Origin of the sequence: Actinomadura harenae (genome assembly GCF_003696215.1) — a bacterium.
GTDB classification, from domain to species: Bacteria; Actinomycetota; Actinomycetes; order Streptosporangiales; family Streptosporangiaceae; genus Spirillospora; species Spirillospora harenae.
On the sequence record NZ_RFFG01000166.1, the window covers coordinates 1 to 12347 of the forward strand.

The window sequence follows — 12347 nt, forward strand, 5'->3', positions numbered from 1 at the left end:
AGCGGGGCGCCCGGACGCGTCGGGCTGCTGTTCCCCGGGCAGAGCGCGCCCGTCCGGGACGGTCACGGGGCGCTCGGAGCGCTGCTGCCCGACCTCGAACCACTTCCCCCCGCGGCGGGCGCCGACGACCGGGACACGGCCGTCGCGCAGCCCGCCGTCCTGCGTTCCTCCCTGGCCGGGCTGCGGCTGCTGGACGCGCTCGGCGTCGTGGCGGTGGGCGCGTCCGGGCACAGCCTCGGTGAGATCACCGCGCTGTGCTGGGCGGGCGCGCTCACCGCCCGTCAGGCTGTGGACCTGGCCGCCGAACGCGGCCGGATCATGGCCGCCACCGGCGCCCGGGGCACCGGCATGGCCGCGCTGGCGGCCCCGTCCGGCGTGGTCGCGGACCTCGTCGCGGGCACGGGCGTCACGGTCGCCGCCGACAACGGGCCCGTCCAGGTCGTGGCCGGTCCGCTCAACGAGATCGCGGCGGTCGCCGAGCGCGCCGGACGTGCCGGACTCGGCGCCCGCGTCCTGCGGGTCAGCCACGCCTTCCACACCCCGGCCGTCGCCGCCGCCGCACCGGGGCTGGCCCGCGCGCTGGAGCGCACGGAACTCGCGCGTCCGCGCCGGACGGTGGTCTCGACGGTCACCGGCCGCGCCCTCGAACCAGGTCATGACCTGCGCGAACTCCTCGTCCGGCAGGTCACCGCGCCGGTCCTGTTCCAGACGGCTCTGACGGCCCTCGCCGCCACCTGCGACCTGCTGGTGGAGTGCGGGCCCGGGCACGCGCTGAGCGCGCTCGCCGAGCAGATCACCGACGTTCCGGCCGTGACGCTGGACGCGGGCTCGGCGTCCGGGGAGCCGGTGGCGCGGACGGTCGCCGCGCTGTTCGCCGCCGGTGCCGTCCGCGACGTCCGGCCGCTTTTCACCGGGCGCGTCCACCGGCCGTTCGACCTGGACCGGCCCCCGGTCTTCCTGACGAACCCGTGCGAGAGCGCCCCCGCCGTCCCGGTGCCGACGACGGCTCCGACGATGGTTCCGACAACGGTGCCGACCTCGGTACCGGACGGTGAGGCCCCGGCTCCGGTCGTGCCCGTCCCGGACGGCGCCGACCCGCTCACGGTCGTCCGCGCGCTGGTCGCCGAGGCGCTGGAGCTGCCCGCCGAGATGATCGGGGACGGCGACGGGCTGCTGGCCGACCTGCACCTGAACTCGCTGCGCGTCACCCAGCTCGCCGCCGAGGCCGCCGTCCGCTGCGGCCGGACGACCGCGTCCGCGCCGCCGCAACTGGCGTCCGCGACCGTGGCCGGACTCGCCGCGGCCATCGCCGACCTCCCCGTCGCGGACGGGGCGGGCGGCACGGCCGACGGCGTCGAGCGGTGGTTCCGCGTGTTCGCCCTGGAGCGCCGCCCGGCGCGTCCGGCCGGGGCCAGGGCCGGGGGAGCGAGGGCGTGGCGGCTGAGCGGCCACGGACCGCTCTGGAAGGAGGTCGCGCCGCTCCTCCAGGACGATGCCGGCGCCCCGCCCGCCTTCGCGGTGTTCCTCCCCGAGGACCCGTCCGACCAGGCCGTTTCCGACCTGCTGGCGGCGGCCGCCGAGGCCGTCCGCGACGGGGTGCCGCTGACGGTGGTCGACCACGGCGACACCGCGTCCGGTTTCGTCGGCGGTCTCGCGCTGGAACACCCCGGTCTCGCCCTGCGGCGGATCGCCGTCGAGGACGCGCCCGCCCCGGCGGTCGCGGACACGCTGTCCGGCGGGTGGGACGGGTTCGACGAGGTGCTGCTCGACGCGTCCGGCTCCCGGTCCGCGCCCGCGCACCGGCCGCTCGCCCTGCCGCCGGACGGCCCGCCGCTCGCGCCCGGCGACGCCCTGCTGATCACCGGCGGCGGACGCGGCATCGGCCTGGAAACGGCGTCCCACCTGGCGGAACGCTGGAACGTCCGGCTCGCGCTGCTCGGCCGCGCGGACCCCGGACGCGACCCCGACCTCGCCGCGAACCTCCGGCGCCTGGACGACGAGGGCGCGACGTTCGGCTACGCGTCCGCCGACCTCCGCGACGAGCGCTCGGTGCGCGCCGCGCTCGACCGGCTCACCGCCCGGCTCGGCCCGGTGCGCGGCGTCGTGCACGGCAGTGCCGTCAACCGCCCGGCGCGCTTCTCCGACCTCACCGAACGGGACTTCGCCGACCACGACGCGCCCAAGCGGCTCGGCCTTCGCGTCCTCCTGGACGTCCTGGACCCCGCCGCGCTGCGCCTCCTGGTCACCTACGGCTCGGTCATCGGCCGGTTCGGGCTGCCCGGCGAGACGCACTACGCCCTCGCCAACGGCAGGCAACGCGAACTGGTCCGCGTCCTGGCCCGTGAGCTGCCCGGCTGCCGGGTGCGGAACATCGACTGGACGGCCTGGTCCGGCGCGGGCATGGGGGAGCGGCTGGCGGTGCTGCCCGCGCTGGCCGGCACCGGCGTCGACCCGATCCCGGTCGAGGAGGGCGTCCGGCTGCTCGCGCGGATCGCCGAGTCGTCCGCCGGGCCCGCGACCGTCGTCGCCGGCGGCCGCCTCCCCGCACTGGAGGCCCGCGCGGACACGGCGCTGACACACACGGCGCTGACGCACACGGCCCTGACACACACGGCCCTGACGCACACGCCGGGCGTGGAGACCGTCGCCGAGATCCGCCTGAGCCTGGCGGACGCGCCGTGGCTGCGCGGCCACCGGATCGACGGGCTGCTCGTCCTCCCGGCCGTCGCGGCCCTCGAGCTGATGGCGCGCGCCGCCCGCGACCTCACCGGCGAGCCGCTCGTGTCCGTGACCGGCGGCGCGTTCACGCGTCCGCTGATCGTCCCGGACGAGGGCGAGCGCGTCGTCCGGGTGTGCGCGCTCGCAGGCGAGGACGGCGGCGTCCGCGTCGTGCTGCGCAGCGACGAGACGGGCTTCGCCGTCGACCACTTCACCGGCACGGTCACGGCCGTGTCCGAACCCCTGGACGTGCCGGTGCCGGAGGGCGCCGTCCCGGTTCATGACGGCCGGGCGCTCTACGGCTCGCTGTTCTTCCACGGGTCGGAGTTCCAGCGGCTCCTGCGTTACGAGCGGCTGGAGGCGCGCGGCTGCCGCGCCGTGCTCGCCCCGCCGCGTTCTGGCGCGGACGTGCCGGACGGGGTGCTCGGCGACGTGTTCCGGAATGACGCGTCCATCCACGTCCTCCAGGCGTGCGTGCCGCATCGGCGCCTGCTCCCGGTCGGCTGCGACCGGTTCACCGTGCACGGCGCCGCACGAGAGGACGGCCCGCTGACCCTGACGGCGAGGGAGCGGTCGCACGACGAGGCCGACTACACCTACGACGTCCTGCTCACCGGCGCGTCCGGTGTCCCGCTGCTGAGCTGGGCGGGGCTGCGGCTGCGCGATGTGGGCCCGCTCCTGGACGGTCACGACCTCCCGCCCGTCCTCGTCGGCCCGTACGTCCAGCGCCACCTGGACGACCTGTTGCCCGGCGCGGCCGTCCGTCCCGGCGCGGACGGGCTGCTCGCCGTCGCCGGCGGAGCCGCGCTGTCCACCACGCCCGACGACGACCCGGACCCCTGGCCCGGGGAGGCGGACCGTCTCGCCCGGCTCGCGGGCGAGCCGTCCGCCCGGTCGCTCGAACGCCTCCGGACCGTCGCGGCGTCCCTGCGCGCGGCGGGCGCGGACCCGTCCGAACGCCCGGTGGTGACCGCCTTGTACGAGAACGGCTGGGTCACGCTCCGCACCGGGACGCACGAGATCGCCTCGGCCGTCGTCACCGTCACCGGACGGGACGCCCCGCTGGTGCTCGCCGCGGCGGCCCCCACGGCCCGCGCCGCTACGCGAAAGGGGACGGACCCGTGACACGACGCTTCTACGAGTACAGCCACCGCGTGACGTTCTCCGACACCAACGTCGTCGGGAACGTCTACTTCGCCGCGTATCTCTCCTGGCAGGGCACCTGCCGTGAGCTTTTCCTCGCCGACCACGCCCCCGGCGTCGTCAAGCGCCTGGACGACGACCTCGCCCTGGTCACGGTGTCGTGCGGCTGCGACTACCTGGCCGAACTGACCGCGTTCGACCATGTGTCGGTGCGCATGACGCTGTCCGCGCTGGAGGGCAACCGCGTCACGATGGGCTTCGACTACTACCGCACCGGCGGCGGCCCGGCGCTGCTGGCGGCGCGGGGCGCGCAGACGATCGCCTGCATGACCCGCACCCCGGCCGGGCTCGCCCCGGCCGCGATCCCGGACGATCTGCTCCTCGCCCTGCGTCCCTACGCCTGACCAGCGTCTTCACTACAGGCCCGCGTCCGTCCGGCCGCTGCGGAACGTGCGCCGGTAGGCGTCGGGCGGGACGCCGACGGTCCGGTTGAAGTGCCGCCGGAGGGTCGCGGCGGTGCCCATGCCGGTCGCCGCCGCGATGGCGTCCACGCTCTCGTCGCCGGTCTCCAGAAGCTCCTGCGCCCGGCGGATCCGCTGGGTGAGGAGCCACTGGAGCGGCGTCGTGCCGGTCATCGCGCGGAAGTGCCGTCCGAGGTGGCGGGAGCTCATGTTCGCGCGGCGCGCCAGGTCCTCGACCGTGAGCGGGTGGTCGAGGCGTCCGGAGACCCAGGCGAGCAGGTCGCTCAGCGGATGGTCGCCGCGCTCGGGCACCGGGGCCGCGACGAACTGGGCCTGCCCGCCCGGACGGTGCGGGGCCACGACCAGCCTGCGCGCCGCCGCGTTCGCGACGGCCGAGCCGTGGTCGCGCCGGACGAGATGCAGGCACAGGTCCAGCGCGGCGGCCTTGCCCGCCGACGTCAGGACGCTGCCGTTGTCGACGTACAGGACGTCCGGGTCGACCTCGACGTCCGGGTGGCGCGCGGCCAGCGCCTCGGTGTGCGCCCAGTGGGTCGTGGCGCGGCGTCCGTCCAGCAGGCCGGCGGCCGCGAGGACGAACGCGCCCGTGCACAGCGACGCCACCCGCGCGCCCGCCTCGTGCGCCGCGCGGACGGCGGCGACGAGCGCGGGCGGGGGATCGTCGTCCGGCTCCGCCCAGCCGGGGACGATCACGGTGTCGGCCTCCGGGAGCCGGTCGAGTCCGGCGTCCGGTTCGAGGAGGAAGCGGCCGTCGGCCCGCACCGGGCCCGCGCCGCAGATGACGGGTTCATACCAGGAGCCGGCGGCGCTGGGCGGAGGGGAGCTGAACAGCTCGTAGGCGAGGGCCAGTTCGAAGTGCAGGATTCCGTCCGCGACGGCCACCGCGACCGTGTGTACACCAGGGGGCATGTCCGGAAGTGTACGCATCTTGTCGTTTCGGACACTCGTGCGGCGCCCGGCCCGTCGGCATGATGATCCTCATGAACGAGCTTCTCGAGAACTCCCGGACGGTCGCGGTCTACGGCGCGTACGGGCACACCGGCCGGTTCGTCGTGGCGGAGCTGCTGGAGCGCGGGTTCGTCCCGGTCCTGGTGGGCCGCGACGCCGCGAAGCTGGGCGACCTGGCCGTGGCCCACCCGGGGCTCGCCGCCCGGCTCGCCGCGGCGGACGACCCGGCGGCGCTCGACCTCGCGCTGTTCGGCGCGGACGCCGTGATCAACGCCGCCGGTCCGTTCGCCGACACGGCCGCGCCGCTGATCGAGGCGGCCCTGCGCGCCGGGATCCCCTACGTGGACGTCGCGGCCGAGATCGAGGCCAACCTCGACACCTTCGCCCACTTCGCCGACCGGGCCCGCGAGGCCGGGACCGTGGTCCTGCCCGCCATGGCGTTCTTCGGCGGGTTCGGCGACCTGCTCGCCACCGCCGCGATGGACGACTGGACCGAGGCCGACGAGATCCACGTCGCCTACGGTCTCGACAGCTGGCACCCGACGGCCGGGACGCGCGCCGCGGGCAAGGTCTCCCACCAGCGCCGAGACGGACGCCGCCTCCGCTACACCGGAGGACGCCTGGAACGGCACGACGACGAGCCGCAGACCCGGAAGTGGTCCTTCCCCGAGCCGACCGGCGGGCACGAGGTCATCGGGGTGTACATGGCCGACATCGTGACCGTCCCCAGCCACCTGGCCGTCCCCGAGGTGCGCACGTACATGTCCGTCAAGGCGGCGGCCGACGTGGCGTCCCCCGACACGCCCGCCCCCGTCCCGGCGAGCGAGGACGGCCGGTCGGCGCAGCGGTACGTCGTGGACGTCGTCGTGGTCTCCGGATCCGAGGAGCGCCGCGCGACGGTGTCCGGCCGGGACATCTACGCCGTCAGCGCGCCGCTGGCCGTCGAGGCCGTCGACCGGATCCTCACCGGCCGCACCCGGGCGACCGGCGTCGCCTCGGCCGGGGCCCTCTTCGACGCCCGGGACTTCCTCGCGGCGCTGTCACCCGTCGTCACCGTCCACCACTACGCGGAGTCGTCGCGGTAGGGCGACCAGGGGAGGACCTTCCCGTTCCGGACGAGCCGCCCGTAGTGGAGCGGGTCGACGGGCCCGAGGGCCAGGTCGAGCAGCGGGACGGCCGCCTCGGCGGGACCGGGCGCGCCGCGGACGTCCCACCACTCCGCCGAGGTCGGGGTGTTCATCATCCCCGGGCACACGGCGGCGACCAGGACGCCGTGCGCCAGGTCGTGCCCGCGCCGCTCGCGCGCGAACGCCCGGACGGCCGCGACCTGCCCGATCTTGGACGGGATGTTGACGAAGCCCGGCCACGGCCCGCCCCGCGCGGATCCGTCCGCGACGGCGTCCCGCCAGGCCGCCACCTGCGCGTCCACCTCGTCCAGCGAGGTCGCCCCGTCGAACCGGTCGTGCAGGATGGGGGCCAGGTAGTGGAGGGTGCCGAGCGAGCTCGCCACCACGACGAGCCGCCCGCCGTCGCGCAGCAGCGGCGCGAACGCCCGCAGGAGGCGCGTCGTGCCGAAGTTGTTGACCTCGGCGTACTCGGTGACGATCTCGCGCGGGTCGTCGTCCGGGCCGACGCGCATGACGGCGTTGCCGAACACCACGTCCACGCCGCCGTGCCGCGCGGCCAGTCGTCCGGCGAGCCTCCCGGCGGCGTGCGGGTCGGCCACGTCGAGCAGCTCGCCGCGCACCCGCGCGCCGCCGCCCGGCAGGGACTCGACCGCGTGGTTCACCCGGTCGAGGTCGCGTCCGGTCAGGTACACCGTGTCGTCCGGGGCGAGGCGCTGGGCCAGGCCCTCGGCGAGGGCGAGGCCCAGTCCCTGCGTGGCCCCGGTGATCAGCGCGATCCTCGGGGCGCCGGTCATGACGCGGCGTCCGCGAGCAGGGTCTCCGACAGCGTCCAGAGGCGGCGGGCGCCGCCCGGGTCCAGGGCGTAGCGGGCGACGCCGAGCAGCGGCGGCGCGTCGCCGCGCCGGTCGATGGTGGGCGTCTCGGCGCAGTCGGCGAAGTAGCGTCCGCCGACGCCCTCCAGCAGCGGCGACACCGCCAGCAGGGCGGACGTCGCCGCGCCCTGCTCGACGGTCTTGAACAGGTCGGGCGACGTCCGGCCGCTGCCCAGCCCGTCGGTGTGCCGCTGCAGGTTGGTGAGGATCGCGCCGGGCATCAGCGCGTTGGCGGTGATGCCGTCGCCCGCCCAGCGGCGGGTCGCCTCCACGGCGAACAGCACGTTCGCCGTCTTGGACTGGCCGTAGGCGAGCCACGGGTCGTACGCGCGGAACGCGAAGTTCACGTCGTCGAACACCACCGGGGACAGCTGGTGCCCGGACGAGCTGACCGACACGATCCGCGCCGATCCGTCCGCCGCGAGCGCCCCGTGCAGTGCCGTGGCCAGCGCGAAGTGGCCGAGGTGGTTGGTGGCGAACTGGAGCTCCCAGCCCTGCGCCGTGTACTCCTCCGGGGACGCCATCACGCCCGCGTTGTTCACCAGGATGTGCAGCGGCCCGTCCCAGGACGCCGCGAACGCCGCGACCGAGGCCGGGTCGCCGAGCTCGAGCCGCGCGACGCGCACCGCGGCGTTCCCCGTGGTCGCCGTGATGTCCTTGGCGACGCGTTCCCCGGCCTCGGTGTTCCGGACGGCCAGCGTGACGTCCGCGCCGGTCAGGGCCAGCGCCCGCGCCGTCTCCACGCCGAGGCCCGAGGACGCGCCGGTCACCACGGCCCTGCGCCCGGAGAGGTCCACGCCGGCGGCGACCTCCGCCGCCGTGCTGCCGAATCCGAAGGGAGTGCTCAGAAGGCTCATGCCGTCAGCCTAGGAACGCCGGAGGCATTCCACCAGCGATACATGCTCAAGCCTGGTATGAGTGAATGTCATGGCCTTCTCCGACGCGTCGCTCACCGCGCTCCGGGTCTTCAGGGAGGTCGCCGAGCGCGGCACGCTCACCGCTGCGGCCGCCTCGCTCGGCTATACCCAGTCCGCGGTGTCCCGGCAGATCGCCGCGCTGGAACGGGCGGCGGGCGCGCCGCTGCTGAGCCGCCGCCACGACGGCGTCCGGCTCACCCCGGCCGGGCGGATCGTGCTGCGCCGCGCGGCCGCCGTCCTCGGCGAGATCGACGCCGCCGCCCGCGAGCTGGCCGGGCTGCCGGGCGAGGGCGGCACCGTCCGGCTCGGCTGGATCACCAGCGCCGGCGCCTGGATCCTGCCCCGGGCCCTGACCGCGCTGCGCGCCACCCACCCGCGGATCACCGTCGTCACCCGGGAGGGCGGCACCCCGGCGCTGGTCCGCGCGCTGCGCGCCGGGACGGTCGACGTCGCGCTGCTCAGCTCCGCGCCCCCGTACCGGGCGCCCGACGACGAGTCCCCGGCCCTCGCCCTGGAGACCCTCACCGAACGCGGGCTCCTGCTCGCCGTCCCGGCCGGTCACCCGCTCGCCCGCGGCGACCACGCCGACGTCGCCGACCTGCGCGGGCGGCGCTGGATCGCGGGCACCGGCCAGGACCGCGTGCTCGGCGTCTGGCCCGGCCTGGACGAGCGCCCCGAGATCGCCCACTCCGCCCGCGACTGGCTCGCCAAGCTCCGGCTCGTGGACGCCGGGCTCGGCATCACCACGATCCCGGCCGCCCTCGCCCGCACGGTTCCGCCGGGCGTGCGCGTCCTGCCCGTCCGGGGCGGGCCGCAGGAGCAGCGGCGCATCCAGCTCGCCCGGCTCCCCGGGCCCGTCCCGGAGCCCGTCGCCCACCTCGCCGAGGCCCTCCGCGCCGCCGCCCTCGAGACCGGGCTCACGGACTGACCGGACGGGCCGTCACCAGCGGACGGGGAGCCGCGCGGGGCCCGACACGATCCCGCCGGTACGCCACGGGACCTCGTCCGCCGGGACGGCCAGCTCCAGCTTCGGGAACCGCGCGGCCAGCGTCCCCAGCGCGACCTCGACCTCCTGCCGCGCCAGGTTCGCGCCGAGGCAGAAGTGCGGTCCGTGCCCGAACGTCACCAGGGGGACGCCGTCGGTCCGCCGGTCCGGCGCGAACGCGTCCGGGTCGGGGTAGACGGACGCGTCGCGGTTGGCCTCGGCGAGCATCGGCAGGACGGTCTCCCCGGCGCGGACCGTCCCGGCCGCGAGCTCGACGTCCGCGGTCGCCAGGCGCGGCATCGCGACGGTCGCGGGCGTGTCGTGCCGCAGCACCTCCTCCAGCAGCCCCGGACCGGCGGCGGCGGGCCAGCGGCCCTCGGTCACCAGCGTGAACACGCCGGACGCGACCAGGTGCGCGGTCGTCTCGTGCCCGGCCGTGATGATGTTGATCACCAGGCTGACCAGCTCCGGCCCGGACAGCCCGCGCCCGTCGCCGTCCTCGCCCTCGTCCCGGGCGGCGATCAGCGCGTCGACCAGCGCGTCGCCCGGATCCTCCCGGCGGGCCTCGACGAACGCCTCCACGTAGCCGCGGAACTCCCGGCCGTTCTCCGGGCGGCGCTCCGCGTTTTCGGTGCCGGTCGACAGCGACACGTCCGCCCACCGCCGGAACCGCTCGCGGTCGCCGTGCGGGACGCCCAGCAGTTCGCAGATCACCCGCAGCGGAAGCGGGAACGCGAACGCCGCCAGCAGGTCGCACGGCGGCTCCCGCCCGGCCATCCCGCCGGCCAGCTCCGCCGCGATCGCCTCGACCCGGGGACGCCACGCGGCCACCCGGCGCGGCGTGAACGCGCCGGACACGATCCGCCGGATCCGCGTGTGCCGCGGCGGATCCATGTTCAGCAGCGAGGCCCGGTCGTCGCTGACGTCGCCGCCCCGTGCCAGGCGCGGCCCGCCGCGCCGCAGCTCGCGGCTGAACCGCGGGTCCGACAGCACCCGCCGGACGTCGGCGTGCCCGGACACCGCCCGCATCACGTCCCCGCTCGCCACCGTGACCTCCGGCAACGTCCCGCCGCCGCCTCCGGCGTCGCCCGGCGCACGCCGGGGGCCGCCCGTCGCGGGCTCGGAGTCCATGACCGCCTCCCTCGTCCGGTCCCTCCATCGTCGCGGACGGTTCGCCCGGCGTCGAGCGTCCCGGGCGCCACGGAGGCCGTCCCGGACGTGGCCGGATCCGGCGCCGGGCCTACCGGTCGCCGCCCTCCGGCTCGGGGACGCCGAGGTAGCGGACGACCATCCGCGCGATGAACCGGGCGGTCCGGTCGGGCGGGCCCTCCGACAGGATCAGGTGGCTCATGGTCAGCCGGACGGCCGCGTCGGTGACCTCGGCGAACGCCTCGCGGTCCAGGTGCGGCCAGCGGTCGTGCGCGTGCTCGACGATCCGCGCGGACGCCGTGAACAGCACCGGCTCGGCCTGCGTGGTCAGCAGCGGCAGCAGCTCGTCGCCGCCCGCGCCGGTCAGCACCACCTTCTTCAGCGGGTCGTCCGCCGAGGTCAGCAGCGTGTACCGGACCGCCGCCGCGACCGCCGCGTACAGGTCGTCGTGCTCGGCGAGGACCCGGTCGATGCCGTCCAGGTACCGCTCGTTGTCGCGCAGCACGACCGCCTGCGCGAGCCCCCACTTGTCACCGAACTCGTTGTAGACGGTCTGCCTGCTGACCCCCGCGGCCTCGGCCACGTCCCGCATGCGCAACCCCCGGTACCCGTTCCGGACGAGCAACTCGGCGGCGGCGTCGAGCAGCGCCTCACGGACCGGGCTCGAACGGTCGGGAGCGGTGGTCTCGGCGGGTTCGGACGGGGTCATCGACGGCTCCGGACTCGAGTGCGGCGATGCGGGCGGGGGACGGACGGGACGGACGACGGTGACGTACGCATGGGTTCACGGAATCCCGCTCACTGTCAAGAACGCCACCTCAATATGATCGTTTACGTGACGAGCGACGAATACCTGGGAGTCAACCGCGACCTGTGGGACGAGCGCGTCCCGATCCATCTCGGCAGCGAGTTCTACGACCTGGCCGGGTTCCGGGCGGGCGCGGACACGCTGCGCGACTTCGAGATCGCCGAGGTCGGGGACGTCTCCGGCCGGACGCTCGCACACCTCCAGTGCCACTTCGGACTCGACACGCTGTCGTGGGCGCGGCGCGGCGCGAAGGTCGCCGGGCTCGACTTCTCCGCGCCCGCCATCGAGGCCGCCCGGGGCATCGCCGACGAGACGGGCCTCGACGCCCGGTTCGTCGTCTCCGACGTCTACGACGCCCCCGAGGCGCTCGGCGCGACGTTCGACGTCGTCTACACCGGGATCGGCGCGCTGTGCTGGCTGCCCGACGTCGGCCGGTGGGCCGAGACGGTCGCCGCGGTGCTCAACCCGGGAGGCTTCCTCTACCTCTCCGAGTTCCACCCGTTCGCGGACATCCTGGACGAGGAGACCGGCACGACCGTCGCGTTCGACTACTTCGACCGGACGCCCCAGGAGTGGAACGAGCCGGGCACCTACACCGACGGCGACGGCACGACCCGCAACAACCGGTCGATCGAGTTCCTGCACGGCGTCGGCGACGTCGTCAGCGCCATCGTCGCCGCCGGGCTGCGCCTGGAGTTCCTGCACGAGCACGACCACACCCTCTTCGCCCGGTACGCGACCCTGGAGAAGGACGGCCAGAGATACCGGCTGCCCGAGGGCCGTCCGCGCGTCCCGATGATGTACTCCCTGCGCGCGACCCGCGTCTGACCCGTCCAGGTCAGCCCGCGCACGCCGTCCGGACGAACCGGTCGGCGCGGACCTCGGCGGGCGGCCCGCACGCGACGACGCGTCCCCGCGCCAGCACGTGGACGGTGTCGCAGACGCCGAGCACACGCTCCAGGTCGCGTTCCACCAGAACGACCGCGAGGCCCTCGGCGGCGAGGTCGCGGAGCAGCACCTCCAGCGAGCGGGACGCCGCCTCGCCCAGCCCGGCGGACGGCTCGTCCAGCACCAGCGCGCGCGGACGGGTCGCGAGAGCCCCCGCCAGCTCGGCGAGCCGCGCGACCTCGGGCGGGACGGCGCCCACCCGGTGCGCGGCGTGCTCGGCGATGCCGAGCCGGGCCAGCAGGACGTCGGCGGT

10 protein-coding genes and 1 pseudogene are annotated in these 12347 nt (G+C 75.8%); 5 read left to right on the forward strand and 6 right to left on the reverse strand.

Going from position 1 to position 12347, the window contains the following annotated elements; genetic code table 11:
* Both EBO15_RS40665 and EBO15_RS40670 read left to right on the forward strand, forming a co-directional pair.
* Positions 1-3843: SDR family NAD(P)-dependent oxidoreductase (locus tag EBO15_RS40665; protein ID WP_122199786.1), on the forward strand; the 3843-nt coding region annotated here is incomplete at its 5' end.
* Positions 3840-4265, forward strand: a complete 426-nt coding sequence (locus EBO15_RS40670) for an acyl-CoA thioesterase (RefSeq protein ID WP_122199787.1) — start codon at positions 3840-3842, stop codon at positions 4263-4265. The genes EBO15_RS40665 and EBO15_RS40670, both read left to right, overlap by 4 nt.
* Before the next feature lie 12 nt (positions 4266-4277).
* Here EBO15_RS40670 and EBO15_RS40675 read toward each other — a convergent pair whose 3' ends face one another.
* The gene (locus EBO15_RS40675; protein ID WP_199745141.1) at positions 4278-5249 is read right to left on the reverse strand and encodes a helix-turn-helix domain-containing protein; all 972 of its coding nucleotides are present in this window, start codon (positions 5247-5249) and stop codon (positions 4278-4280) included.
* A gap of 71 nt (positions 5250-5320) precedes the next feature.
* Between EBO15_RS40675 and EBO15_RS40680 the strand changes: the two genes are divergently transcribed.
* On the forward strand, positions 5321-6373 hold the full coding sequence (locus EBO15_RS40680) for an NAD(P)H-binding protein (protein WP_122199795.1): 1053 nt from the start codon (positions 5321-5323) through the stop codon (positions 6371-6373).
* Here the strand turns inward: EBO15_RS40680 and EBO15_RS40685 are convergent.
* Entirely contained in the window at positions 6352-7209 is an 858-nt protein-coding gene (locus EBO15_RS40685; RefSeq protein WP_122199789.1) for an SDR family NAD(P)-dependent oxidoreductase, read from the reverse strand. The genes EBO15_RS40680 and EBO15_RS40685 overlap by 22 nt on opposite strands.
* Positions 7206-8144 carry an SDR family NAD(P)-dependent oxidoreductase gene (locus tag EBO15_RS40690; protein ID WP_122199790.1) on the reverse strand — a complete coding sequence of 313 codons (939 nt, stop codon included), beginning with the start codon at positions 8142-8144 and terminating at the stop codon, positions 7206-7208. The genes EBO15_RS40685 and EBO15_RS40690 overlap by 4 nt, the downstream gene beginning before the upstream one ends.
* Before the next feature lie 70 nt (positions 8145-8214).
* Between EBO15_RS40690 and EBO15_RS40695 the strand changes: the two genes are divergently transcribed.
* A complete protein-coding gene (locus tag EBO15_RS40695) occupies positions 8215-9132 on the forward strand; it encodes a LysR family transcriptional regulator (RefSeq protein WP_122199791.1) in 918 nt (305 codons plus the stop codon).
* A 12-nt stretch (positions 9133-9144) separates the two neighbouring features.
* Here the strand turns inward: EBO15_RS40695 and EBO15_RS40700 are convergent, their stop codons facing one another.
* Complete coding sequence (locus EBO15_RS40700) at positions 9145-10320, reverse strand: cytochrome P450 (RefSeq protein WP_122199792.1); 1176 nt, start codon at positions 10318-10320, stop codon at positions 9145-9147.
* Between the two features lie 109 nt (positions 10321-10429).
* Positions 10430-11047, reverse strand: coding sequence for a TetR family transcriptional regulator (locus EBO15_RS40705; protein ID WP_122199793.1), 618 nt, complete (start codon positions 11045-11047; stop codon positions 10430-10432).
* A 126-nt stretch (positions 11048-11173) separates the two neighbouring features.
* Here EBO15_RS40705 and EBO15_RS40710 point away from each other — a divergent pair, with 126 nt between their 5' ends.
* Positions 11174-11974 carry a class I SAM-dependent methyltransferase gene (locus EBO15_RS40710; protein WP_233616812.1) on the forward strand — a complete coding sequence of 267 codons (801 nt, stop codon included), beginning with the start codon at positions 11174-11176 and terminating at the stop codon, positions 11972-11974.
* A 10-nt stretch (positions 11975-11984) separates the two neighbouring features.
* Here the strand turns inward: EBO15_RS40710 and EBO15_RS40715 are convergent.
* Positions 11985-12347: pseudogene (locus EBO15_RS40715) on the reverse strand (ABC transporter ATP-binding protein); the annotation flags it as partial.